Origin of the sequence: Micromonospora sp. NPDC049366, assembly GCF_044466625.1 — a bacterium.
Taxonomy (GTDB): Bacteria; Actinomycetota; Actinomycetes; order Mycobacteriales; family Micromonosporaceae; genus Micromonospora.
In genome coordinates this window covers 259,151-283,268 of sequence record NZ_JBITMV010000008.1, presented here as the reverse complement: position 1 = coordinate 283,268, position 24,118 = coordinate 259,151, and the positions used below count along the sequence as shown (strand labels likewise).

Sequence of the window (24,118 nt, the reverse complement as noted above, 5' to 3'; positions counted from 1 at the left end):
TTCAACGCGAGAGTCTTCTGCGCCCGGAACGGGTCGAGAAAGGCGGTGGCGACGTCCGGGAGCAGGAGCATGTCCGACTCGTGGATCGCCTGGAAGCCCCGGATCGACGACCCGTCGAAGGCCAGGCCCTCGGTCAGGAGGTCGTCGTCCACCGACTCGACCGGCAGGTTGAAGTGCTGCATCACGCCGGGGAGGTCACAGAAACGTACGTCGACGAACTTCACGTCCTCGTTCTTGAGGTATCGCAGCAGTTCCTCCGTGTTGGCGAACACAGGCCCTCCCGGCAGCGCTGATCGTTCCTGGCCCCGCATCGACACGGCGGACACGGTCGGCCGACGCACCCTCGCCCCCGACCGTACGACGGCCCGCCGGACCGGGCCGTCGATTCGCCCAACTGGGCGGGACCCGGGTGCCGCCGGTCGGCGGGCGGCCTCGGCGGCAGCGCTCAGGCCCCGCCGAGGCGGGCCTCGCGCCGGGGGAGCGGGCCGACGTCCGAGCGGCGGCCCGGACGCAGCGCGGCGTGCCGTTGCCCGGGCGGGCAACCATCGGGCGTCGTGGCCGCGTAGGAGGGAGGCAGGCCCGGCGAAGGAGGACGGTTGACCGACCGAACGGAATACGACCGCTTCGTGGTGGAGCGGTCCACCCGGCTGCTGCGGTTCGCGTACCTGCTGACCGGTGACTGGGCGGCCGCCGAGGACCTGTTGCAGACCGCCCTGGTCAAGGTCTGGTTCGCCTGGGCGCGGGTGCGCGGCGACGCCGAGGCGTACGTGCGGCGCACCATCGCCAACACGTACGTCTCCTGGCGTCGACGACGGTGGACGGGTGAGATCCCGCAGACGGTGCCGGACCGCCCCGACGGGCCCGACCGGATGACCGAGTTCGTCGAGCGGGACGCGCTGTGGCGGATGCTTGCCGAGCTGCCCCGCCGGCAGCGAGCCGTCCTCGTGCTGCGCTACTTCGAGGACCTGACCGAGGCGCAGGTCGCCGAGACGCTCGGCATCAGCGTCGGCACCGTCAAGAGCCAGGCGAGCAAGGGCCTGGCGAAGCTGCGCACCTCTGCCGCCCTCAGTGACCGGAAGGAGCTCGTCCCATGACGTACGAAGAGGAGCGCCTACGCCGCATGCTGGCGGAGCGGAGCGAGGAGGTCCCCGCCGAGGTGAACCGTCTCGACGTGCTGCACCGCCGGATCGCCCGGCAGCGGCGCGTCCGGGCCGGCGGCGCCGTCGCCGCCGTCCTGGTGGCGGCCACGTCGGTGTCGCTCGGCGTGGCCGCGGTCCGGCCGGACCGGCCGGTGCCACCACCGCAGGCGGCGGCGTCCGCGCCGGCACCGTCGCCCACGGTCACCGCGAGTCCGACGCCAACCCCCGCCGACGACCCACTGCCGGAGTATCTCCGGGGGCACCACCGGGTCCTGGTACGCGAGCTGACGCTCCCGAAGCGGCCCACCCTCACCTTCACCTTCACACCCGACAGCGCGGACTTCATGCTGGGGCTCGAGTGCGACGACCGGCTTGCCACCGTCACCGGGCGTGGTCCGTCCGATCACCTGATCGAGGTCACCGTCAACAAGCGGGTCATCGGCACCGGCGACTGCTCCTCGTCGACGATGCCGGGCCCGGCGCTCGTCGACGCCCAGATGAACGGGCACTACCGGAAGTGGAGCGACATCGGGGTGCGGGTGGGGAAGCCGGTGGCCGTCAGCGTCCGGGTCGGGAAGCCGGTGCAGAAGTCGGACGGCGAGCTGCGTCCGGGTGACGCGAGCAAGCTCGCCGGCGTGCTGACCGTCGGCGTCTACGACCCGGTGCCCTTCGAGAAGTTCCCCCTGCCGGACCGACCGGCCCAGCTGGTCGACCTCGACGCGGTCGAGGTGGCCCCCGGACGCGGGGGCTTCCCGGACGGGCTCGGCCGGATCGACTCCCGCACCGAGCCGTCGCCGAACGGCAGGTTCGAGCGTGAGGTGGTCATGCCGCTCCAGCTCGACATCCGCATCTGTGTGGTGGCGCCCGGCCGGATCCGGGTGCTGGTCGACGGCAAGGAGGTCGAGCGCCAGGCGTTCTACGACTGGACCGGCGAGTGCGTGGCGGGTAGCGCCCTGGCCCGGGAGTACGACCTGCCTCCGTCGTTCAAGGTGTCCGCGAAGACGGGCGAGAAGGTGCGGGTCACGGTCATCGCCGACAGCTTCACCGCCCCCGGCTGGCGCGTCGGCTTCAACAGGAGCGAGATCTACTGACCTCAGTCGCGGCACCAGGGCGCCCGATCCGTGCACCGACACGGGTCGGGCCCGGTCAGTCGAGCCAGACCACGATCCCGGTCATGCTGTGGAGCACCGCCGCGACGCCGGCCCGGATCGCGGCCGCGCACCGCTGCGCGGTGAACGACGCCGGGTCGTACGTCGAGGACATGCCGAGGCCCTCGCCGCGGAACGACGCGCCGGACCAGTCGACGGCCGTGACGTTGTGCGTCGGCTCCGCCAGCTCCGCGCCCACCACCAGGAACTGCTGGTCCAGGTGGTTGGCGGTGACCAGCGCGAGCGGGTCGACGAGGTCGTTGCCGGCGCTGACGATGAGGTCCGGACCCATGTCCATCGCCTTCACGATGCCGGGCACCGGGTCGCCCCGGTCGGCGACGACCGTACGCAGGTCGACGTCCTCGTCGTCGGCCCACTCCTTGACCGCCGTCACCAGCGCCTTGGTCGGGGCGTCGTCACCGACGGTGAGTAGCACGACACGGTAGTCCTTGGACGGGTGGACGCCGCTCCACGAGCCGGGTCGCGGCGTGACCGTCCCCTCCGGGACGGGCGGCGCGGAGGGGTCGACGAACCCGGGACCGAGCGAGCCGACTGGGGTGGGTGCGGCGTGTGGTTTCGACCAGTCGCTGCCGGAGTTGCATCCGGCGAGCAACGCGGTCGCGGTGGCCAGCACGGCAACGGCCCGAAGCGGGCGGCGCATGGTCATCGTCTTCTCCCAGGTGACGGCGGAAAACGCGCGTACGCCTTCCGGCCCCAATTCCTATCCCAATTCCCGCGATCCCTGATCGGCGGGTGGGTGCTTCAGCGGTTTGTTCTCCAGTGGTTCGCCGACGGTGGGGCTCCCGTTCACCCATGCCGTGCACCGTTCACTGGCCAAAACTGAGGGAGCAGCATGTCAGGTCGAGTCAGCCGTACCGTTATCGTCGCCGTCGTCGGATTCATCGCCGCGGCGTTCGCCGTTCTGGGTGCCGGCCCGGCGTATGCGCACGGCTTCTCATCGACGGTTTTCGCGGACATCGCATCGGGAGACGAGAATCACGTCCGGACGGCGCTGGAGCTCGAATACGACCTTCTCGTCGTCTCTGTCGCCGACTACGAGGACGACGATCCGCTCTTCCAAACCGGGACCGCCGCGTTCGAAGACGGCGACACCACGGCGCAGGCGGCCGCGCTCAACAGCCACCGGCGGACGGTCCTGGACTACGTGTCGGAGCGCTTCTCGGTGACCTCCGGTGACGGGCCCTGCACGGCCAGCCAGGTCGGCGACGTGGCGATGGGCGCGCGGGAGGGGGTGCCGTACGCCCGGCTGGTGCTCGACTGGGCCTGCCCGGCCGGCGCCGACGAGCACGAGGTGCGCAGCGGGCTGTTCCCCGATGCCGAGGAGTACGTCAAGGGCACCAAGACCATCGTCACGTACGACCTGGACGGTCGGACGGGCAGCGCCGCGCTCGACGCCGGCAACCCGTCCTTCTCCACCGGGCAGTCGTGGTACGAGCGGTTCCGCGAGTTCTTCGTCCTCGGCGCCGAGCACCTGCTCGGCGGCATCGACCACATCCTCTTCCTGCTGGCGCTGATCGCCGGCTCCCGGCGGCTGCGGGAGATCGTGCTCGCGGCGACCAGCTTCACCCTCGCGCACTCCGTGACGTTCATGCTCGCCGCGCTCGGCCTGGTCGACGTGCCCGCGGCGGTCGTCGAGCCGGTCATCGCCCTGTCCATCGCGGTGGTCGCCGGGTGGCATCTGTGGCGGCTCTGGCGGCGCGGCGACCACGCCACCGACCTGGAGACCACGCGCGGCGGACACTTCAGCCTGGACCGGGCCGGCTGGATCCGCCTCGGAATCGTGTTCTGCTTCGGCCTGGTGCACGGTCTGGGGTTCGCCGGCGCGCTCGGCATCGACCAGGCGTGGTCGTGGACGCTGCTGTGGTCGCTGCTGGTGTTCAACGTCGGCATCGAAACCGTTCAGTTGGCCATCATCGGCGTGGTCTTCCCGCTGCTGATCGTGTTGCGTCGCACCTATCCGCGAGTCGGCCTCTGGCTCACCGGCGCGATTGCTGCCGGCGTGTCCATTATGGGGCTGATCTGGTTCTTCCAGCGGCTGTTCGCATCCTGAGGTGCGTGCAGGTCTTCCGGGAAGTGCACCCGCCTGCAAGATCGCATTAACTATCGGTTCACCGAGCGGGGAAAGCGTGAGCATGCCTTTTCCGTTGCCTCGGGAAAGCTTCCGTACCCCATCGAAAAAAGGAAAGTAGTCGATGGAATTCAGCAAGACGCGAGCCTCCGGGCTTGTGCGTCGCCGCGTGGCCGCAGGGGCCACCGCGGGGGTCCTGGGCCTGGCGACGGCCATGGGCAGCGGTTTCTGGGCCGCCGCCAGCGCCGCCGACACCGCCACGCTCAGCGGCATCGTCCTCGGCGTGGGCGCCAACGAGACGCAGCGCATCGTGACCTGGTACTCGTCGGCCGACACCGCCCAGAAGATCCAGGTGGCGCCGACCGCCGAGATCGTCAACGGCGAGTTCCCGGCCACCGCCGTCACCTTCGACGCGGTCGGCGCGGCGAACACCTCCACCACCGGGTTCAACCGGCACGCCACGATCACCAACCTGAAGGAGAACACCGGGTACTCGTACCGGGTCGGCTCCGAGGGCAACTGGTCGCCGGCGTACTCGTTCAAGACGCAGGACTTCGAGGGCGACTACGACTTCCTGTTCTTCGGCGACCCGCAGATCGGCGCCTCCGGCGACATCGCCAAGGACCAGGCGGGCTGGGCGGAGACGCTGCGCTACGCCACGGCGGCGAACCCGAACATCGAGATGCTGGTCTCCGGCGGTGACCACGTCGAGTCGGCGAACAACGAGGCCCAGTGGACCGCGTTCCTCGCCCCCGACCAGCTGCGGCAGTACCCGGTCGCGGCCACCATCGGTAACCACGACGTCGGCGGCAAGTCCTGGGAGCAGCACCACTTCACCCCGAACACGGACCGCTCGTCCCAGTACTACAGCGGCGACCAGAACACCCGCTCCGGCGGCGACTTCTGGTACATCTACAAGGACGTGCTGTTCGTCGACATCAACAGCAACAGCTACGCCAACCCGAGCGACGGCTCGCTGGGCGGCGACGCGGCGCACGTCGCGTACGTCACCGACGTCATCAAGAAGCACGGCTCCGCGGCGAAGTGGAAGGTGCTCGTCTACCACCACTCCATCTACTCGCCGGCCAGCCACGCCACGGACGGTGACAACGTGCAGCGGCGGAAGGACTTCACCACCGCCTTCTCCGACCTCGGCGTCGACATGGTGCTGCAGGGGCACGACCACAGCTACTCCCGCAGCTACTCCATCAAGAACGGCCAGAAGGAGAACCCGGCCGAGCAGCCCGGCGCGGCCGAGGTGTTTCCGGGTCCGGGCGGCGTCATCTACGTGACGGCGAACTCGGCCTCCGGCTCCAAGTACTACGACATCAAGAAGCCGAACGCTGCCGAGGCGGGCAAGCCGCACGGCAACGGTCCGGACCCGCTGGACCCGAACAAGTACTGGTACAACTCGGTCCAGAACCAGGAGCACGTCCGCAGCTACGTCAAGGTCGGCGTGAAGGCGGACAAGCTGGTCGTGGAGAACATCCGCAGCGGCACCTGCGCGGCCCCGAACGCGGCCGTCGAGAAGGGCCTCTCCTGCGTCAACACCCCCGACGGTCAGCCGGTCGGCTCGATCGTCGACAAGGTGACGGTGCACCCGTACCACGGCAACGGCCAGGACATCCAGGTCAACGTGCCCACCGCCGCCGGTGAGTTCGGCTGGACGATCGACGGCTACAACGGCCTGGTGAACCTGGGCACCGCCCAGGAGCACGACGGCTGGTACTTCGGCGCGACCGGTTCGATCAACCCGATCGTGGTGTCGGACAGCCGCTTCTCGCTCGCCCCGTGGTCGATCTCGGCCAACGTGAGCGACTTCAAGGACGGCGACAAGACCTTCTCCGGCGCCTACCTCGGTTGGTCGCCGAAGGTCATCGCGACCGGTGCCGGCGCCCAGGCCGGCGCGGCCGTGCAGTCGGGCTACGACGACCAGGGTCAGGGCCTCGCGGTCTCCCGTGGTCTCGGTGCGGCCGACCAGGGCCACGCCCGGGGCAAGGCCACGCTCGGCGCCGACCTCGACCTCAAGTTCCCGAACGAGGTCGCCAAGGGTAGCTACCGCGCCACCCTCACGATCACTGCCCTGAGCAGCTGATCGGACGTTCTGCCGGGTGGGGTAGGCGCCTTCGGGCGCCTACCCCGCCACCCGTTTCGGACCTCCCCAAGATCACTCAAGGACCAGAGATGCACGCGCCCACCACGCGCTGGACGACCCGGACCACCACGCTGCTCCGCACGACCGCCCTGTCCCTGCTCGCCGCCCTCGCGGTCGTCGGTGTGAGCGCCGGCCCCGCCGTGGCCGCGGACGGCGACGTCGCCTGGACGGTCCGGACCGACTCCAACAGCTACGGCGCGAACCGGTCCAGCTTCAGCTACACCGTCAACCCCGGCGGCACGATCGAGGACGGCATGGTCGTCGCCAACCGCGGCCCGGTCCCGCTGAACCTCACCGTGTACGCGGCCGACGGCTTCACCACCGACGCCGGCCAGCTCGACCTGCTGACCCGGGACAAGAAGTCGGTCGCGATCGGCGCCTGGGTCAAGTCGGGCACCGGCAGCGTCACCATCGCACCGGGGAAGACGGCCACCGTGCCGTTCACGGTCAGCGTGCCGGCCAACGCCACGCCCGGCGACTACGTCGGCGGCATCCTCACCTCCCTGACCCAGCCCGACCAGGCGGAGGGCATCAACGTCGACCGCCGCCTCGGCATCCGGATCAAGCTCCGGGTCGGTGGTGCGCTGAAGCCGAGCCTCGCGATCGAGGACCTGCACGTCGACTACGACGGGACGTGGAACCCGTTCGGTCGGGGCGACGCGACCATCACGTACAAGATCCACAACAGCGGCAACGCCGCCCTGTCGAGCAAGCAGCAGGCGTCGGTCTCCGGCCCGTTCGGTCTGCTGCGCACCAAGGCCGGCGACGTTCCGAAGTCGCCGGAGCTCCTGCCCGGCGAGAGCTGGACGGTCACCGTCGGGGTCAAGGACGTCAGCCCTCTGTTCCGGCTCGCCGGGACCGCCACGCTCACGCCGCTGCTCAGCGACGCGTCGGGCTCGGTGACCCCGCTCGACGAGGTGACGGACACCGCCCACACCTGGGTCGTCCCGTGGGCCCTGCTCCTGCTGGTCGTCGTGCTCGTGGCGATCGCCGTCGTGGCGATCCGTCTCGCCCGCCGCAACCGCACCGCGCGCAAGCAGCGCGAGGACGCCCGCGTGCAGGAGGCCGTCGCGCAGGCGCTCCGCGGCGGGAACGCCTGACCACTGCCTCGATGACGGGCGCCCCGGCGGGGGCTGGCCGAGGACATCACCGCGAGCCCTGTCGAGCTGCCCCAGATCTGGGGCAGCTCGACAGGACGCGAACGGCCCGGCGGTCCGCCGCGCGGCCGGGCCGTTCACCGCGCGGCCCGGGCCGCCTGCCGTGCGGGCCGCGCCCGGCCCGCGCGGCAGCTCAGCGGAGGGCGTTGCCGTGCGCGTCGGCGCTGCGGTCGGCGCCGTGCGATCTGCCGTGCGGCTTGCCGTGCGACTTACCGGGGGAGCGCACCCCGTTCACCGCCGACGTGTCGTACGCGAACGTGATCACCGCCGTGGCGAGCGCGTCGGCGTTGACGTCGAGCGCGTACGTGTTGACGTTGCCGTAAAGGCGGTACTGCGAGCGCAGTTGGGCGTAGAGCGCGGCGTCCGCGCCGTCCGCGATCGGCCGAAGGCTGTCGCAGGGGTCGTGGTAGCAGGGGTCGTACTGCGCGCCCTCCACCCCGCCGTACTTGGCGACGTCCTCGGCGGTCTTGAGCACCTCGGCGCCGGTGAAGAGCCCGCCGGCGGGCACGCCCACCGCGATGAACGGGCCGTCGTCGGACCGGCCGGTGAAGTCGGCCGCGTTGGTGGGCAGGCCGCGACGGGCGAAGAACGACTCGAAGACATCCTCGATCTGGGCCGAGCCCTCCGGGCCCGGGCCGGCGCCGGTCTGCGCCGAGTCGTCGCCGTCGTAGACCCCGAACACGTAGTTCGGTGAGCCGATCATGTCGAAGTTCAGGTAGAGCGCCAGGTCGTCGACCTGCTCGGCGGTGAGGCTGTTGACGTAGAAGGTCGACCCGACGAGGTTGGCCTCCTCGGCGCCCCACCAGGCGAACCGCACCCGGTTGTTGCTCTTCACCTTCGCCATCTGGAGGGCGACCTCCAGCAGCGCCGCGCTGCCCGTGCCGTTGTCGTTGATGCCGGCGGTGTCCGGCTCCGAGTCCAGGTGCGCCCCGGCCATCACCACGTTGTCGGCGCGTCCGGTGCGGCGCTCCGCGATGACGTTCTCCGTGGCGCGGATCTCCGAGGTCGTGTCGGCGGTGATCCGCACGGCGAGGTCCGCCGTGGCGGCGAGCTGCTCGCCGAGGTAGTAGGAGACCGACACGGCGGGAATCCCCACCGGGTTGCCGAGCGTGCCGGCGAACAGCGCGTACCGGTCGACGTTCGTGACCGGGTCGCCGTCGCCCTGGTTCATGAGGATCGCGCCGACCGCGCCGGCGGCCTCGGCGTTGGTCACCTTCTGCCCGAACGGGCAGCCGCCCCGTTGCACCAGCACGATCCGGCCGGTCACCGCCGACGGGAAGTCCGACGCCTCACAGCCGGACGTCGAGGTGCGCGGCGGGGTGAGCGCCAGGTCGACCGGCACGACCGACGCCGTGACGTCGCCGGCTCCGGAGAAGTCCATCAGGTCGTAGTCGGTGCCGGCGACGTACCCGGTCGCCGGGGGCGGGGCGGTCCGGGCGAAGGACGACCCGAACTCCTCGAAGAAGTTGAACTCGAACGGCTGCCGGGTGACGGTGTAGCCCGCCTTCTTCAGCTTCCCCGCCACGTAGTCGGCGCTGGCGTCGTATCCCGGCAGGCCGGAGCCGCGGTTGCCGCCGTGGGCGTCGGCGATCTTCTGGAAGGCGTCCAGGTGGCGGAGCACCCCCTTCAGGGTCACCGCCTTCGTGAGCCTCTTCGCCGAGTTGTTCTGGGCACCGGCCTGCGCCGGGGTGACCAGCGTCAGCGATCCCACCAGGGTCGCCGCCACCGTCGCGGCCAACGCCCGTCTGACTCGTGCAGACACCACGGTGTGTCCTCCTCACCGCTGCGGCGTCCGGCCCCCGCGCCCCCGTGCCGGACGAGATCGACAGTCGCACAGACAGACAAAGATCAATATCGACGTTCGGTCAGAGCGTCCGTCCGAGCGGGCCGGGGTGGGGTGTCGGCAGGGGTCAGGGCAGGGACGCCGGCACGGGGGCCGGTGCCGGCGCCTGCGCCTTCATCCTCAGCCGGCGGTTGACGAACCGCTGGGCCGGACGTTCCCAGAGGAGGTGACAGGCCGCCGCCACGGCGGTGATGAAAGCGACCAGGAGCACCATCCGGCCGGCGTACGCCAGGAAGCCGCCGTTCGCCCACGACTCGGCGTCCAACGCCTGCATCAGCGGACGGTGCACGAGGTAGAAGGCGAACGAGACCTCGCCGAGGAACACGGTGACCCGGGCGCCGAGGAAACGGCTGAGCACCGACCGCGGGTAGAGGCTCAGGCCGAGGAAGAGCAGCACCGCCGGCAGCACCCACATCGCGTCGTAGCTGACGTAGTAGCGGGAGCGGTCGGGCCAGGCCATGAGCAGCAGCGTCGCGGCGAGCGGCACCCAGGTGAGCAGCGGCGACAGCAGGCCGTCACGGGTAGCCGACGGGGACCACGAGCGTCGGGCGCGGCGCAGCAGCAGCGCCGCCACCATGCCCAACGCGAAGTCCCCGAGCCGGGTGGCCGGCATCCGGTAGAGCCAGCGGTGGGCGCTGGACGGATCGGTGGCGGGCAGGCCGTACCGGAAGTGGTGGAACACGGCCGCGGCCGCGAAGACGGCGACGACCAGGGTCACCGCCACCGCGACGAGCGCCCTGGTGTTGTCGGCGATCGGGCGCAGCGCCAGGGCCAGCAGTGGGAAGCAGGCGTAGAGGAAGAACTCGACGCCGATCGACCAGCCGGGCGGGTTGATGCCGTACGCGATGACGAGCGACGGGTGCCAGGACTGCACCGCGAACAGGTGGTGGATGAACCGGATCGGGTGGGAGCCGTGGTCGACGGCGACCCAGACCACCACGAGGACCAGCAGGTAGAGCGGATAGACCCGGGCCAGTCGACCGACGGCGTAGTTCCAGGTGCCGCCCAGCGTCGGTCGGGCGGCACCGTCGAAGTAGTTCAACGCGATGACGAAGCCGGACAGGAGAAAGAAGAACGTGACTCCGTTGCTGCCCGCACCCATGATCCGGGCGATCGGCTCGGGCAACGCGTCGTGCGGTGCGGAATGGTGGAGGAAGACGGCGAGAGCAGCGAACCAGCGTAGGCCGGTCAACGCGGGGACGTGCAGCCGACCGGTGGTCGGAGCGGGCGTGGATGTCATTTCTTCCTCCAGTTCCGCGCCAGGCTATAGCACGGGGAGGCAATTCCACGGCCCCGCCGAAATGGGTGCGACGCACCATTCGACGAATGGGGAACCGCGATTTTTTCGGCTGTTCACCGACCATTGGTGGCGCGGTTAACCGTCCTGTCCCGCCACGAATCCCGGGGCCGTCCTCCGTGGGGTGACGGAGGGCGGCCCCGGGAGCGGGCAGGTCGGGTCAGCCGACCGAGGCGGGGAACCGTTCCCACACACGGTGGGCGGCCATCAGTTGACGGACGGCCGTGAAGACGTCGCTCGCGTCGGCGCCGGTGACCACGCCCGGCGTGCCGCTGACGCCGGCCGCATGGAGCACGCCCACGCCGCCACCCCACGCGCCGAGCGCCTTCGCGTGCCGCCACGCCTCGTCGACCAGCAGCAGCACGCGGGGATCCACGGCCGCCGTGTCCGCCGCGCCGGCCTTCGCGTCCCGGGCCGGCAGCGCGTCCGGCGCCGGGGGCGGTGCCGCGGCGAGCAGCACCGCGTCGAACTCGACCGACCGGGCGGTGGCGAAGGTCCGCTGCACCGGCAGGCCGTCGACCTCGCCGCCGTGCGGGCCGATCAGGAGGGGCACCATGCCGGCGGAGGTCACCGCTCGGCGCACCTGGTCGACGTCCCGCAGGTCCGCGTCCGGGGCGACGACGATGCCGACCGTCCGGCCGTCGACCGGCCACTCCCGACCGACCTGGGAGAGTGCGGGGCTGGGTGTGACGTCGGCGAGCGGCACGGTCGGCTCGGGCGCGGGCAGCCCCAGGCCGGTGGCCACCTCCCGGCACAGCACCGGGTCGATGTTCGCGAGGCACCGCAGCTGGCGTTCCCGGATCGCCTGGTGGTAGCACTTGCCGAGTTCGAAGGTGTAGGCCCGGATGATGTGCTCCCGCTCGACCGGCGACATGCTCTGCCAGAAGAGCCGGGCCTGGCTGTAGTGGTCGTCGAACGAGGCGGGCGCGGCACGCACCTTGGGGGCCTCGGCGACCGTGACCGGCACGTCGACGAAGGCGTTCTCGGTGTCCCCGGCGGGGAAGGGGTTGCCGCCGTCGAGCGAGTTGGGCCGGTAGGGCGCGACCCCGGCGTGCACGGCGTGCTGGTGGAAGCCGTCCCGCAGCATGTCGTTCACCGGCGCGTGCGGTCGGTTGATCGGGATCTGCGTGAAGTTCGGACCGCCGAGCCGGGTCAGCTGCGTGTCGACGTACGAGAAGAGACGCCCCTGCAACAGCGGGTCGTTCGTGACGTCGATCCCCGGCGGCAGGTGGCCGACGTGGAAGGCGACCTGCTCGGTCTCGGCGAAGAAGTTCCGCGGCGTACGGTTCAGCGTCAACCGCCCCACCGCCTGCACCGGGGCCAGCTCCTCCGGCACGATCTTCGTCGGGTCGAGCAGGTCGATGCCGGCGAAGGTCTCCTCCGGGGTGTCCGGGAAGACCTGGATGCCCAGTTCCCACTCCGGGTACGCGCCCGCCTCGATCGCGTCGTACAGGTCCCGGCGGTGGAAGTCCGGGTCCACGCCGCCGAGCAGCTGCGCCTCCTCCCAGGTGAGGGAGTGGACGCCGAGCTTGGGCTTCCAGTGGAACTTGACCAGCGTCGTCGCGCCGGTGGCGTCGACCAGCCGGAACGTGTGGACGCCGAAGCCCTCCATGGTCCGGTAGGAGCGCGGGATGCCGCGGTCGGACATGTTCCACATCGTGTGGTGCTGCGCCTCGGTGTGCAGCGACACGAAGTCCCAGAAGGTGTCGTGGGCGCTCTGGGCCTGTGGGATCTCCCGGTCCGGGTGCGGCTTGCCGGCGTGGATGACGTCGGGGAACTTGATGGCGTCCTGGATGAAGAAGACCGGGATGTTGTTGGCGACCAGGTCGAAGGTGCCCTCCGTGGTGTAGAACTTCGTCGCGAAGCCGCGGGTGTCCCGGACGGTGTCGGCGGAGCCGCGCGACCCGAGGACCGTGGAGAAGCGTACGAAGACGGGGGTCTCCCGGCCCTTCTTGAGGAAGTCGGCCCGGGTGACGGCCTCGGCGGTGCCGTAGCCGGTGAACACGCCGTGCGCGCCGGCGCCCCGCGCGTGCACGACCCGCTCGGGGATCCGCTCGTGGTCGAAGTGGGTGATCTTCTCCCGCAGGTGGTGATCCTGGAGGAGGACCGGACCGCGCGGCCCGGCCTTGAGTGAGTGGTCGGTGTCGCGCAGTCGCGCACCGTTGGCGGTGGTGAGGTACGCGCCCTGCTGCCCCATCGCGGTGGCGGGCGCGTCGGTCTCCGCGCCGGTCGGCGTACGCGTCTGCGGGGCGCCCTGTTCCTTCTTCGGGGGCAGCGGGTCGTGTGGGGTGGTCGGTTCGTCGACGGTCGGCGGGGCGCTGCCGGGCGCACCGGGTGCGTCCGGGCTCAGGGCGTCGGCCATCTTGCCCGCGGCGGCTTCGACGACGTCCTTGACCGCCTTGGCGGGTGTACGGGATTCCACTGAACGAATACCTCCAGGGAGCGGCTGAGCAGGCTTTTTCGCCGTACCCCAGGTCGGGTCGGCGAAACCGGACCGCTGCGCTCCGTGGTGCTGGCGTCCACAGTCGCCGATCGGTGGCGTCCGGCGAACACCGGTGGACTGATGCCCCGCGAGGTCGTTAGCTCGTAATTTACGAATTAATATTGACACCCTGTTCTCACGCATGCAAGATCCTGGAAACACAGCTCAGGAGTGCCGGCGGTGCCGCTCCACCCTTCCGCGCCGCCGGCCCGTGGCGTCCGCCCGTCCCCGGCAGCAAAGGATTCCAGTGTGAAACGACCTGTGCTCACCGCCGTCCTGGCCCTCACGGCCGGTCTGCTGACCGCGCCCGCCCCGGCCCAGGCCGCCCCGGCGGCCACCCCGGGCGCCGGCACCGGGACGGCACCCTCGCAGGTGCTCAGCCCCACCCCGTACCAGGGGTGGAACACCTACTTCGGTCTCGGCGGCAACTTCTCCGAGCAGTCCGTACGCGAGGTGGCCGACGCCCTCGTGGATCGGGGCCTGGCGAAGGCCGGCTACGACATCGTGTGGCTCGATGGTGGCTGGCAGGACCCGGAGCCGCGCACCGCGGCCGGTGACCTGCAGGCCGACCGGACCCGCTTCCCGAACGGGCTGAAGCCGCTGGTCGACTACATCCACGGCAAGGGCCTGCGGGCCGGCATCTACACCGACGCCGGGCCGTACATCCCCGGCAAGTGCGGCCTCGGCAGCGGCGGTGGCTACTACCAGCGCGACGCCGACCAGTTCGCCGCCTGGGAGTTCGACGCGGTGAAGGTCGACTTCCTCTGCGGCATCGCCGCCGACCTGGACCCGAAGACCGTCTACACCGAGTTCGCGCACGCGCTGCGCAACAACGCCAGCGGACGCCCGATCATCTTCAACCTCTGCAACCCGGTGACCTCGCCCGACTGGGGCAACTACCCGGAGGAGCAACAGTCCACCTACTCGTGGACCTACGCGCCGGCCATCGCCCAGTCGTGGCGGACGTACACCGACGTGGGCTTCGTCGGCGACATCAAGTTCAAGGACGTGCTGCGCAACTACGACGCGAACGCGCGGCACCCCGAGGTCGCCGGGCCGGGGCACTTCAACGACCCGGACTACGTTGCCCCCGAACTCGGCATGACCGACGAGGAGTTCCGTACGCAGATGTCGCTCTGGGCGGTGGCCGCCGCGCCGCTGGTCATCGGCAGTGACGTCCGCAAGCTCAGCCAGACCTCCGTCGACATCCTCGCCGACGCCGACATGCTGGCGATCAACCAGGACCGCGCGGGCGTCCAGGCCGTCCGCGTCGGCCCGGCTGGCACGACCGAGACCTGGGTGAAGCGGCTCGCCGACGGCGGCCGGGCCGTCGTGCTGCTCAACCGGGGCGAGAGCCCCACCGTGCAGACCACCACGGGCGCGAAGATCGGCCTGTCCGGCACGCGGTTCACGGTGCGCAACGCGTGGACCGACCAGGTCACCGAGAGCGCCGGCACGATCAGCGCGGCGGTGCCCGCCCACGGCGCGGCGCTGCTGCGCGTCACCCCGGCGCGCGCGCTGCCCGGCGTTCCGCACGTGACCGCCGGCCTGCCGACCGTCACGACGGTGGGCGGCGCCGCCTCGCCGGCGAACGCCACCCCGGTGCTCGCCGGCGGCGACGAGGCGCGGGTCGAGGTCGCGGTGCGCAACGACGGGCTGCTGCCGGTGTTCACGCCGCAGGTCACCCTCGCGACGCCGGCCGGCTGGACCGTCCGTCCGCTGGGGACGGCGCCCCGGCTGCTCACCCCGGGCGGCCACGGCACCTTCGCGTTCACCGTGACGCTGCCCCTGTCCGCCACCGCGGGCACCGCGTCGCTGGCCGCCACCACGTCGTACGAGGTGCTCGGCCACGGCCGGCTGACGCAGCGGTCGACGTCGAGCCTGATCATCGCCCCGGTGCCGCCGGACGGGAACGTGGTGCTGTCGCACCACACCTGGATCAGCGCCACCAGCGGCTGGATGAGCCCGACCGTCGACCTCAGCGTCGGCGGCTGGTCGCCGATCACCATGCTCGGCCAGGTTCACCCGACCGGCCTGGGCGTCGCGTCCCCGTCCACGGTCCGCTACTACCTGGGTGGCCGGTGCAGCCGGCTGACCGCTCTCGTCGGCATCGACGACGCGGTCAACAACGTCGGCCCCGAGGGCGGAACGGCCACCTTCCAGGTGGTCGGCGACGGCAAGGTCCTCTTCGACAGCGGCGTGGTCACCCGCGAGGCGACGCGCCCCGTCGACGTCGACCTCTCCGGTGTGCGGGTGCTCGACCTGGTGGTGGGTGACGCCGGCGACGGCGGCTACAACGACCGCGCCAACTGGGCGGGCCTGAACGCCGCCTGCTGAGACGGGCGACGGCCGCACCCCGCTGACCGGGGTGCGGCCGTCACGGCGTACCGCCTACTGGCCGGCGGGCAGCGGCCCGGTCTCCGGCGGCGTGGTCGGCGAGTCCAGCCACGCGTCGATCAGCGCGGTGAAGTCGTGGCCGGTCTTCTTGTTGACGTACGCGGTGAACGACGCCCGGGTCTGCTGGGTGTGCAGGTTCTCCTGGACCCAGCCGCGCGCGAGCTCGAAGAACCGCTCGTCACCGAGGGCCTGGTGCAGCTGCCGCAGCATGGCGGCGCCGCAGGTGTAGACGTTCGTGGCGCCGAACTCGGCCGGCTTCGGGTCGGCGGGTGGCCCGTACTGCTTGCGGTAGACCCCGTCGAGTTCACGGCTGGAGCGCACCAGGTCGGCCTCGGTGAACCCGAACGTGTCCCGCGAGTAGAGCTGCTGGACGTAGAGCGCCCAGCCCTCGTTGAGCCACATGTCCCGCCAGTCGGTGAGGGTGACCGCGTCGCCGAACCACTGGTGCGCGTACTCGTGCAGAGTGTTCTTCTGAAAACTCTCGGTGCCGCGCTCGGCCATCCCGCTGCCGAGGGTGATCAGCTGCTGGGTCTCCATCGCCGACGGCGAGTCGACCATGACGGCGCCGGCGGAGTCGAACGGGTACGGCCCGAACTTCGTCTCCATCCAGTCGAGCATCTGGGGCGTCTTCTTCAACACCGGCAGGTACTTCGCGTCGGCGGAGCGGTACCAGTAGGTGATCGGGATGCCGCGCGGCCCGGCCGCGGTCGCCTTCTTGTACCTGCCCACGGCGAGGGTCGTCACGTACGACGCCACGGGCACCGTGCTCCGGTAGCGGAAGGTGTTGCCCTGCTGACCGACCGGGGTTCCGCTGGCGATGCCCGACCAGCCTTTCGGCACGGTGACCGCGATGTCGTAGAGCGCTTCGTCGGAGGGGTGCTCGTTGACCGGATACCAGGTGAACGCCCCGTACGGCTCCTGCATCGTCCAGATGCCGCCCTCGGCGTCGACAGTCAGCCCGAGCGGGTGGGTGTCGCCGCGTTTGGTGGGAAACTCCGTCGTCGACGGCTTGCCGTGGTAGCGGACCACGAGCGTGACCGGCACGTCCGCCTTGACCGGGCTCTCGACCACCAGCTTCTCCGCGGTCACCGTGCCCTGGGCGGCGGCGCCGTCGACCGTCACGCCGTCGAGGGCGTACGGCTTGAAGTCCAGCGTCATGGCCTCGGCGTCGCGGACCGGCCGGATGTGCAGCGTCGCCGTGCCGGTGAGGGTGCGTCTGGTCGGCGACCACGACAGGTCCAGGCCGTAGTGCAAAACGTCCAGGGCGTCGGTGCCGTGCTTCGGGTAGAGCGGGTCGACCACCGGGGTCGAACGGCCGGCCGCCCACGCCGCGTAGGGGTCGGGCAGCGCGGCCGGGCTCGCGGACGGCCCGGCCGACCCAGCCGGTTCGGCCGGGCCGGCCGGCGGGTCGGCCGTGCAGCCGGCGAGCAGGGCGGCGAGGGCCAGGACGGCCACGCCGGATCGGTGACGCATGTTCCGCTCCCAGGGTCGGTGAACCAGTACGCGTCGAAACGCGCCGGGCCCCGGCCCTGGTTGTCAGGATCCTGTTTCGATCATGTGAACTCACCGGCCGGTGGCTCAGCGGTCCCGCAGCCCCGTCACCGCGCGGGCGAACTCGGCCGGCTGCTCCACGTGCCCGAAGTGCCCGCTGTGCTCCAGCACCACCAGGCGCGAGTCCTTGATGCCCTCCTGCAGCTGCGCCGCCCACCGCACGCCGCAGATGAAGTCGTGCGCCCCGACGATCACCACGGTCGGCGCGACGATCTCGCCGAGCCGGTCCCGTACGTCGAACGGCGTCGGGTCCTGCGCGCCCGCCGGCTCGGCCCAGACCTGGACGGCCGCCTGGAACGCGGCGAACTCCTCCCGCCGGGACCAGAAGTCCGCGAAGTAGACGGGCACCGCCGTGCGGAGCGCGGCGCTCAGCGCGTCGTCGTCGGTGGCGGTGACGGCCTCCTGGAAGGCGGCCGGCACCGCCTCGGCCTCCGCGTTGCCGGGGTACCGCCCCGGGTAGGCGACCAGCCCGGCCATCGCCTCGGCCCAGAACTCGGCGCCGGTGACCGGGGACGTGTCGTACAGGACGAGGCCGGCGACCCGGTCCGGGTGCGCCAGCGCGTACGCCTGGACGACGAAGCCGCCGTGCGAGTGGCCGAGCAGGTGCACCCGGGGCTCGCCGAGGTGGTCGACCACGGCGTCCAGGAAGCGGACATAGGTGTCGAGGCGGTAGTCGGCCCGGTCGACGAGGCGTCCGGAAGCCCCGGTGCCGACGGGCTCGACGTACACCATCGTGTAGTGCTCCTCCAGCTGGGGCATCCGCAGGTAGCCCCAGCCGATGCCGGGGCCGCCGCTGTGCGCGACGCAGACCGGGCCGGTGCCGGCGACGTGGTAGACCTGCCGGACGCCCTCGACGGCGAACTCGTGCGTGCCCGGGGTGAGGGCGGCGTCGTGGCGGATGGAACCCATGGTCTCTCTCCCGATCCGTGGCCCGCGCGGCACCGGCCGCGCGGAGGCTGTGTTGGCGGGACGAGATGCGGGGGCGGGCCGGAAGGTTCGCCCGGGGGCGGAAAAACTTTCAGGCGGCCCCGGCGCGGGCCGGGGTCGGGTGGAAGAGCCGCAGTTCGCGCACCCGCCCGCCGCGCAGCCGCTGCAACCAGAGGGCGCCCGGCGGGCAGTGGCCCGGGTCGTCGGGTGGGCTGATCAGGTCGGTCTCCCAGATCAGCACGTCGCGGCTCGCCACGACGTTGCGCAGGCGCTGGCGTACGCCGTCGGAGAGGTCCCGGGCCATGCCGCGCACCGCGAAGTCGCGGTCGCCGCGCGCCCCACCGGGGACCACCATCTGGGCGTCCGGCCACCACAGGTCGCGGACCACGCAGTCGAAGTCGCCGCGCATGGCCGCGTCCAGCGCGTCCTGCCCCTCGCGCCACCGGGCGTCGGCCGCCGCCGTCGCGTCGGCGTGGGCGGCCTCCGCCGAGGCGCGCAGGCCGGTGGCGAGCGCGCGGCGGGCGTGGTTGAGCCGGCTGCGGACGGTGCCGACCGGGATGCCGCACAGGGCCGCGATCTGGTCGTACGAGGACGCGTCGCTGTAGTAGCGGAGCAGCGTCACCAGCCGGTCTGGCTCGGACAGGTCGTCGATGGCGTGCCACACCCAGTCCCGCAGGGCGCCCCGGTCCAGCGCCTGCTCCGGGGTGGGCGTGTCGGCGGGCAGGGCGAACCATTCGGGCTCGGCGACGGGGGTCGGCCGGGGCGAGCGCAGCGTCATCCGGGCGTTGTTCCGGACGATCGCGCGCAACCAGGGGCCGACGGCCGCCGGGTCGCGTACCTCGCCGATGCGGCGCAGCGCCACGACCATCGCGTCCTGGACCGCGTCCTCGGCGTCAGGGCCCCAGCCCAGCAGACCGATGCCGACCGCGCGCATGCCGGCCTCGTGCCGGCCCAGCAGGGTGCCGAGGGCCGCCGCGTCACCTGTCTGCGCGAGCCGTACGAGGTCGGTGTCGTCGCCCGTCACGTTCATGGTCGTTCGTCCTACCCGTCTCCTCCGGTCGGGGAAGCCGAGACGATCGTGCCGCGACCCGATGCCGGGTGTGCCCGGTCTGTGGCGGAGCTAACGAGTCCCCGGCGACCTCGGTTCTGGACTTGCCGGTCCAATTTCTGCGCGGCACCGTTGCGGACCGGCAGCCCGACGCGGGGCTGTGAGCCGTCCGACGAGGGGACAGAGACGATGCATGACTACTACCTGCTCGGCCGGTCCGGGCTGCGGGTGAGCCGCCTGGCGCTGGGCACCATGAACTTCGGCACCGGCGGCTTCCACGCCGCGTACGGCCGGACCGAGGCGCAGGCCGAGCAGATCTTCCGCCGCTACCTGGAGGCCGGCGGCAACTTCATCGACACCGCGGACTTCTACACGGCCGGCGAGAGCGAGGAGATCCTCGGCCGGCTGATCGCCTCCGCCGGAGTGCGTGACCGGCTCGTGCTCACCAGCAAGTTCACCAACACCGTCGACCCCACCGACCCCAACGCGGGCGGCAACGGGCGCAAGCACATCATCCGTGCGCTGGACGCATCGCTGCGCCGGCTCGGCACCGACTACCTCGACCTGTACCTGCTGCACACCTGGGACCGGATCACCCCGGTCGAGGAGGTCGTCCGCACCTTCGACGACCTGGTCCGCGCCGGCAAGATCCGCTACGCCGGCCTGTCCGACGTGCCCGCCTGGTACGCCGCCCGGGCGCAGAGCTACGCCGAGGCCAACGCGCTGACGCCGATGATCAGCCTCCAGTTGCCGTACTCCCTGGTGGCCCGGGGCATCGAGCCCGAGTTCCTACCGATGGCGCAGTCCCTCGGGATGGGGCTCACCGCGTGGAGCCCGATCGGCGGCGGGCTGCTCACCGGCAAGTACCGGCGGACGGAGGACGGTCTGTCCGGAGCCGGACGGCTCGCGGCCGGTGCGAACGGCCTGCCGGTCACCGACCGCGACTGGCAGGTGATCGACGCGCTGGAGAGCGTGGCCGGCGAGCTGGGCCGAAGCATGGCCCAGGTGGCGATCAACTGGGTCGCGACCCAGCCCGCCGTCGGGTCGGTCATCCTCGGGGCGAGCAGCCCCGAACAGGTCGACAGCAACATGACCGCGCTCGACTTCGAGATCCCGCGGGAGCTGCGCGCTCGGCTCGACGAGGCGAGCGCGGTGCCGCTGACCCCGCCGTACTCGATGTTCACGCCGCAGTACCAGTCCTGGATCGTCAACCCGGGCCTGGGCATCGGCGACAAGCCGGCCGGCTACGCCCCGCCGGTGTGGAACGGCGCCCCGTCGGCCGCCTGACCAGGACGGGCCCGCCGCCCGCCCCGGCCCCGAGGCCCGGCGGGCGGCGGACTCCGGTCAGGTCGGTGGCCGCAGCGGCTCAAGACCGCGCCGGTGGCCGCGTAACGCGTCGAGCGCGACGACGCCGGCCAGAATGAGCGTCGCGCCGGCCGATGTGACCTCCGGGCGGACGTGGACCACCGAGAACGCGACGCCGGTCAGCAGGACGATCGCGACCAGCCGGGGGAGGGTCACCCGCCCGAAGACCAGGTACTCGAAGCCGGACCGGCCGGCCAGGAAGAGCGCCGGGCCGCCGGCGATCCCGGCGATCCAGGTCGGCGGCGGTTCGGTGGTCGGATGCTCGATGATCAGGGTGAAGCCGACGGCGGTGAGCAGGACTCCGGCGATCATGACCATGTGCAGGTACGAGGCCCACTGGCTGAGCCGATGCGGGTGTGGGGAGACCGCGATGGCCGGCGCGAGCTGTTCACCCGTCCGGTAGATGTAGAGCCGCCACATCAGCGCGGTGCTGGTCAGCGAGAGCAGGAGCACGGCGGTGCGACCGGGCGTGAACCCGCCGCCGGTGCCGGTGAAGGTCAGCCCCATGATCAGGACGATTTCGCCGAACGAGACGATGATCACCTGTCGGTACCGTTCGGCGAGGTGCGTCTCGGTGATCGCCAGTTCCCAGCCCGGCGCTCTTCCGAGGAACGGCGTGGGCCACCGCAGTGCCGCCGACAGGTAGTCCACCAGGAGCGCGAGCAGCCACAGGATGCCCCGTGACCACCCGTCGGTCAGCGCCCCGGGTATCCACAACAGCGCCGACAAGGTGAACCAGAAGCCGGCGCGCAGCGACCGTCGAGGGAGCAACGTTCCCCGGGCGGTGAAGAGGACGAACAGGACCCGGGCGAGGTGGATGCCGAGGTAGAGGCCGGCGAAGAGAAGGCCGTTGCCCCGGAAACCGGACGGTACGAGCACCGCCAGCACCAGGACCGCGATCATGACCACGATGACGTACCACTGCACGACCGGGTGCTGTGGGTCGAACTGGTCGGTCATCCAGGCGGTCAGGACCCAGATCCACCACAGGGCCAGGAACAGCACGAACGCCTCGAACGCGCCCTCCCAGTCGAGATTGTCGATCAGCAGGTGGGTGAGCTGGGTGAGCGCGAAGACGTAGACAAGGTCGAAGAAGAGTTCGAGGAACGCGGGTTGCTTCGGATCCTCCGGCCGGCGCAGCAACCGCCGGTACAGCGCCGTCTCGTCCATGCCCTCGCCAACTCCTTGCCGCCCCGGCCGCGGCGGGTCGCGGACGCTGCGCCGGCCTCGTCCCGGCGCTGCCGGACAGCGGCGCCTGGATCAGGCCGGCACGACGTACGGGAAGGTGTCGGAGCGCGCGTCCCTGGTCACGTCGGCCGTGAGACCCGAGGTCAGGCCGGTGTTCAGCACCAGCGAGAACATCACCTCGGGCGCGTTGTCCAGCATGGTGCGCCCGTTGCGTTCCGCGAACCCGTAGTTGGCCGGCGTGCCCATCCGGTAGGTCAGCAGGTCGGGGTAGACGGCCCGGGCCACGCTCCAGCCGTACGCCGTCGCGTCCGGCGCCGTCCCGTTCGCCGCCACGACCCGCGCCACCGTCGAGGCGATCCCCTCGCCGTCGGCCCGCAGGTCGTCGCAGGGGTGCCGGACGTTGGCCGGGTCGGAGAAGTCGGTGTCGGTGGGCCAGAAGATCGGCCACATCATCGGGTGGCCGGCCCGGTTGATCTGCCGCCACCCGCCCGCGTCGGTCGCCAGCATGGTGCGGCACCAGACGCCGATCCGGCTGTCGTCGGGCAGCGTGCCGTCGCCCTTGCCGACCTCCAGGACGATCGACTCGACGGTGGTGCCGGCGAAGCTGTTCTTCGCGTTCTCCGGTCGCCACGACGACCGGTCCAGCTTGGCGCCGTTCTTGAACGCGTCGTTGACCGTCGCGAGCTGGTCGAGGTCGATGAAGAACGGATCGCGGATGCGACCCGCCCAGAGCCGCAGGCCACCGGCGCTGGCGGTGTCGCCGGTGGTCCCCTCCAGCAGCACGGTGCCGGTGGCCGCGTCGTCGCGGGCCTCGGCGCCGGTGAGCGCGTGCAGGGTCATCGGCTGCCGGCCGTCTCCGTCGGCGTCGCCGAAGGACACCCGGTAGGTCAGGTCCTCCATCTCGTGCCCGTCGAAGTGAACCTTGAACTCGTAGCGGGACTCGGTCTGGAAACCGCGCTTGATGTCGGCGCCGGTGATCGAGCTGTTCACGTCCATCACGAAGACGGTGCCGCGCTCGCCGTCGAAGACGAACAGGTCGTCGATGTAGAGCTGACCGCTCTGCGCGGCGAGCGGGGTGTCGAGGTGGTGCGACATTGGACGGCTCCCAGCGGTGACGACTTCTGGACAAAAGTGAACATACCGGCGCCACTCTGGCCGGTCGTGCCTTTGCCGGAATCCGCCCGCACCGGCGGTCGACCCTCAGAGGTCGACGGTGAGGCGGACCGTCACGACGTCACCCACGTCGAGCCCCTCGGCCGCCCGCACGCGCGCCTTCACCGGCACGACGTAGCGCCCGTCCTTCGGGAAGAGCGACGTCCGCCAACCGGTCCCCCCGATGTGGGCGGCGACCGGGATCATGCCCCAGCCGTACGTCACGGACGCGGACGCCGCCGCCAGCTCGCCGCTCTCGGCATCCGGAACCGTGACGAAGTGCCACGGCGCCGGCCCCCGCCAGAACCAGATCTCGCCGCTGAACTCCAGGTCCATCGCGCCAGGATAGGGGCCGCCCGTCGTTCCCGGTGACCCCGCGTCAGCTGACGATCGTGGTCGCGCCGCCGCCGCTGCCCCGGTCGTCGAGCAGGAGCGGAGCGCGGCCCCGCAGCGCGTAGCGGATGTGGGTGACCTCCGGAGTGGAGATCACCCGGGTCGGCGTCAGCTCGATCCCCTCCTTCTCGCCCAGACCGAGGTCCGCGTCGAGCAGCCGCAGGCCGCTGCCGAGCACGACCGGCACGACGTGCAGCTCCAACTCGTCCAGCAGGCCGGCCGCGAGCACCTGGCGCACCAGGCTGCCGCCCCCGGCCACGGCGACGTTCCGGTCACCCGCCACGGCCCGCGCCTGCTCCACGGCGGCGGCCACCCCGTCGGTGACGTACGTGAAGCTGGTGCCGCCCTTGCGTTCCAGGCGCGCCCGGGGCCGGTGCGTGACCACGAAGACCGGCGCCCGGAACGGTGGCTCCTCGCCCCACGGCACCTCACCGCCGTCGGCCATCCGACGCCCCATCACGTACGCGCCCGCCGCCGCGAACGTCTCGGCGATCACCTCGGAGTTCGTGTCCTGCTCCCCGCCTGCGAAGCCCTGCCGCTCCCGCCACGCCATCCCCTCGGTCACCCACCGGGTGACCCGGAAGAAGGCGGCGCTCTCGGCCGACGCCATCCAGTCGCCGTCCCCGTCGAACCGCGGGCCCGCGTAGAACCCGTCCACCGACACCGACATCTGCGCGGTCACCTTGGTCATCTCTGCTCGCTCCTCTCCACCGGGGGCGCCCGACTGGGCGCCCGCTCGGCAGGGGGTCGGCGCCGACCGCCCGGAGCCGACAGGACGCAGCTGTGA

General features: G+C 71.4%; 19 protein-coding genes. 7 read left to right on the top strand and 12 right to left on the bottom strand.

Annotated features, from left to right (window positions below):
- Positions 1–272 (bottom strand): glutamine synthetase (locus ACIBTV_RS14495; RefSeq protein WP_396704901.1); only part of this gene is annotated, 272 nt, incomplete at its 3' end.
- Between the two features lie 324 nt (positions 273–596).
- Here ACIBTV_RS14495 and ACIBTV_RS14490 point away from each other — a divergent pair.
- The gene (locus ACIBTV_RS14490; protein WP_396704900.1) at positions 597–1,094 is read left to right on the top strand and encodes a SigE family RNA polymerase sigma factor; all 498 of its coding nucleotides are present in this window, start codon (positions 597–599) and stop codon (positions 1,092–1,094) included.
- The gene (locus tag ACIBTV_RS14485; protein WP_396704898.1) at positions 1,091–2,230 is read left to right on the top strand and encodes a hypothetical protein; all 1,140 of its coding nucleotides are present in this window, start codon (positions 1,091–1,093) and stop codon (positions 2,228–2,230) included. Before ACIBTV_RS14490 ends, ACIBTV_RS14485 begins: the two co-directional genes overlap by 4 nt.
- 55 nt (positions 2,231–2,285) lie before the next feature.
- On the opposite strand, the gene ACIBTV_RS14480 is transcribed toward ACIBTV_RS14485, so the two are convergent.
- A complete protein-coding gene (locus ACIBTV_RS14480; RefSeq protein WP_396704896.1) occupies positions 2,286–2,954 on the bottom strand; it encodes a hypothetical protein in 669 nt (222 codons plus the stop codon).
- Positions 2,955–3,140: 186 nt separating this feature from the next.
- On the opposite strand from ACIBTV_RS14480, the gene ACIBTV_RS14475 reads away from it, so the two are divergent.
- The 3 genes from ACIBTV_RS14475 to ACIBTV_RS14465 all read left to right on the top strand — a co-directional run bounded on the left by ACIBTV_RS14475 (position 3,141) and on the right by ACIBTV_RS14465 (position 7,631).
- Positions 3,141–4,358 (top strand): HupE/UreJ family protein, encoded by a 1,218-nt coding sequence (locus tag ACIBTV_RS14475; RefSeq protein ID WP_396704894.1) that lies wholly within the window; start codon positions 3,141–3,143, stop codon positions 4,356–4,358.
- 142 nt (positions 4,359–4,500) lie between these two features.
- Entirely contained in the window at positions 4,501–6,471 is a 1,971-nt protein-coding gene (locus ACIBTV_RS14470) for a fibronectin type III domain-containing protein (RefSeq protein ID WP_396704893.1), read from the top strand.
- An 89-nt stretch (positions 6,472–6,560) separates the two neighbouring features.
- Positions 6,561–7,631: a WxL protein peptidoglycan domain-containing protein gene (locus ACIBTV_RS14465; protein ID WP_396704891.1), complete on the top strand. Its 1,071-nt coding sequence runs from the start codon at positions 6,561–6,563 to the stop codon at positions 7,629–7,631.
- Positions 7,632–7,821: 190 nt separating this feature from the next.
- Here the strand turns inward: ACIBTV_RS14465 and ACIBTV_RS14460 are convergent, their stop codons facing one another.
- From ACIBTV_RS14460 to ACIBTV_RS14450, 3 genes are all read right to left on the bottom strand, one after another.
- Positions 7,822–9,453 carry a M28 family peptidase gene (locus tag ACIBTV_RS14460; RefSeq protein WP_396704889.1) on the bottom strand — a complete coding sequence of 544 codons (1,632 nt, stop codon included), beginning with the start codon at positions 9,451–9,453 and terminating at the stop codon, positions 7,822–7,824.
- A gap of 145 nt (positions 9,454–9,598) precedes the next feature.
- Entirely contained in the window at positions 9,599–10,771 is a 1,173-nt protein-coding gene (locus ACIBTV_RS14455) for an acyltransferase family protein (protein ID WP_396704887.1), read from the bottom strand.
- Between the two features lie 217 nt (positions 10,772–10,988).
- Positions 10,989–13,190, bottom strand: coding sequence for a catalase (locus ACIBTV_RS14450; protein WP_396704915.1), 2,202 nt, complete (start codon positions 13,188–13,190; stop codon positions 10,989–10,991).
- Between the two features lie 369 nt (positions 13,191–13,559).
- On the opposite strand from ACIBTV_RS14450, the gene ACIBTV_RS14445 reads away from it, so the two are divergent.
- Positions 13,560–15,647 (top strand): NPCBM/NEW2 domain-containing protein, encoded by a 2,088-nt coding sequence (locus ACIBTV_RS14445; protein WP_396704885.1) that lies wholly within the window; start codon positions 13,560–13,562, stop codon positions 15,645–15,647.
- Positions 15,648–15,701: 54 nt separating this feature from the next.
- Here the strand turns inward: ACIBTV_RS14445 and ACIBTV_RS14440 are convergent, their stop codons facing one another.
- From ACIBTV_RS14440 to ACIBTV_RS14430, 3 genes are all read right to left on the bottom strand, one after another.
- A complete protein-coding gene (locus ACIBTV_RS14440) occupies positions 15,702–17,180 on the bottom strand; it encodes a M1 family metallopeptidase (protein ID WP_396704883.1) in 1,479 nt (492 codons plus the stop codon).
- 105 nt (positions 17,181–17,285) lie between these two features.
- Positions 17,286–18,167, bottom strand: coding sequence for an alpha/beta fold hydrolase (locus ACIBTV_RS14435; protein WP_396704881.1), 882 nt, complete (start codon positions 18,165–18,167; stop codon positions 17,286–17,288).
- A gap of 109 nt (positions 18,168–18,276) precedes the next feature.
- Positions 18,277–19,215, bottom strand: a complete 939-nt coding sequence (locus ACIBTV_RS14430; RefSeq protein WP_396704879.1) for an RNA polymerase sigma factor — start codon at positions 19,213–19,215, stop codon at positions 18,277–18,279.
- A 207-nt stretch (positions 19,216–19,422) separates the two neighbouring features.
- Between ACIBTV_RS14430 and ACIBTV_RS14425 the strand changes: the two genes are divergently transcribed.
- Positions 19,423–20,520, top strand: coding sequence for an aldo/keto reductase (locus ACIBTV_RS14425; RefSeq protein WP_396704877.1), 1,098 nt, complete (start codon positions 19,423–19,425; stop codon positions 20,518–20,520).
- A gap of 57 nt (positions 20,521–20,577) precedes the next feature.
- On the opposite strand, the gene ACIBTV_RS14420 is transcribed toward ACIBTV_RS14425, so the two are convergent.
- The 4 genes from ACIBTV_RS14420 to ACIBTV_RS14405 all read right to left on the bottom strand — a co-directional run bounded on the left by ACIBTV_RS14420 (position 20,578) and on the right by ACIBTV_RS14405 (position 24,022).
- Complete coding sequence (locus ACIBTV_RS14420; protein ID WP_396704875.1) at positions 20,578–21,768, bottom strand: low temperature requirement protein A; 1,191 nt, start codon at positions 21,766–21,768, stop codon at positions 20,578–20,580.
- Positions 21,769–21,858: 90 nt separating this feature from the next.
- Positions 21,859–22,881, bottom strand: a complete 1,023-nt coding sequence (locus ACIBTV_RS14415) for a DUF4331 family protein (RefSeq protein ID WP_396704873.1) — start codon at positions 22,879–22,881, stop codon at positions 21,859–21,861.
- A 105-nt stretch (positions 22,882–22,986) separates the two neighbouring features.
- Entirely contained in the window at positions 22,987–23,274 is a 288-nt protein-coding gene (locus ACIBTV_RS14410; protein WP_396704872.1) for a DUF1905 domain-containing protein, read from the bottom strand.
- 43 nt (positions 23,275–23,317) lie between these two features.
- The gene (locus ACIBTV_RS14405) at positions 23,318–24,022 is read right to left on the bottom strand and encodes a dihydrofolate reductase family protein (RefSeq protein ID WP_396704870.1); all 705 of its coding nucleotides are present in this window, start codon (positions 24,020–24,022) and stop codon (positions 23,318–23,320) included.
- Positions 24,023–24,118: the final 96 nt, after the last annotated feature.

Excerpts from the sequence above, each read along its gene's own strand:
- ACIBTV_RS14410 (WP_396704872.1), bottom strand. The coding sequence starts at position 23,274 with ATGGACCTGGAGTTCAGCGGCGAGATCTGGTTCTGGCGGGGGCCGGCG.
- ACIBTV_RS14455 (WP_396704887.1), bottom strand. The coding sequence starts at position 10,771 with ATGACATCCACGCCCGCTCCGACCACCGGTCGGCTGCACGTCCCCGCG.
- ACIBTV_RS14470 (WP_396704893.1), top strand. The coding sequence starts at position 4,501 with ATGGAATTCAGCAAGACGCGAGCCTCCGGGCTTGTGCGTCGCCGCGTG.
- ACIBTV_RS14465 (WP_396704891.1), top strand. The coding sequence starts at position 6,561 with ATGCACGCGCCCACCACGCGCTGGACGACCCGGACCACCACGCTGCTC.
- ACIBTV_RS14420 (WP_396704875.1), bottom strand. The coding sequence starts at position 21,768 with ATGGACGAGACGGCGCTGTACCGGCGGTTGCTGCGCCGGCCGGAGGAT.
- ACIBTV_RS14485 (WP_396704898.1), top strand. The coding sequence starts at position 1,091 with ATGACGTACGAAGAGGAGCGCCTACGCCGCATGCTGGCGGAGCGGAGC.
- ACIBTV_RS14450 (WP_396704915.1), bottom strand. The coding sequence starts at position 13,190 with ATGGCCGACGCCCTGAGCCCGGACGCACCCGGTGCGCCCGGCAGCGCC.
- ACIBTV_RS14440 (WP_396704883.1), bottom strand. The coding sequence starts at position 17,180 with ATGCGTCACCGATCCGGCGTGGCCGTCCTGGCCCTCGCCGCCCTGCTC.
- ACIBTV_RS14480 (WP_396704896.1), bottom strand. The coding sequence starts at position 2,954 with ATGACCATGCGCCGCCCGCTTCGGGCCGTTGCCGTGCTGGCCACCGCG.
- ACIBTV_RS14430 (WP_396704879.1), bottom strand. The coding sequence starts at position 19,215 with ATGAACGTGACGGGCGACGACACCGACCTCGTACGGCTCGCGCAGACA.
- ACIBTV_RS14425 (WP_396704877.1), top strand. The coding sequence starts at position 19,423 with ATGCATGACTACTACCTGCTCGGCCGGTCCGGGCTGCGGGTGAGCCGC.
- ACIBTV_RS14415 (WP_396704873.1), bottom strand. The coding sequence starts at position 22,881 with ATGTCGCACCACCTCGACACCCCGCTCGCCGCGCAGAGCGGTCAGCTC.
- ACIBTV_RS14435 (WP_396704881.1), bottom strand. The coding sequence starts at position 18,167 with ATGGGTTCCATCCGCCACGACGCCGCCCTCACCCCGGGCACGCACGAG.
- ACIBTV_RS14405 (WP_396704870.1), bottom strand. The coding sequence starts at position 24,022 with ATGACCAAGGTGACCGCGCAGATGTCGGTGTCGGTGGACGGGTTCTAC.
- ACIBTV_RS14475 (WP_396704894.1), top strand. The coding sequence starts at position 3,141 with ATGTCAGGTCGAGTCAGCCGTACCGTTATCGTCGCCGTCGTCGGATTC.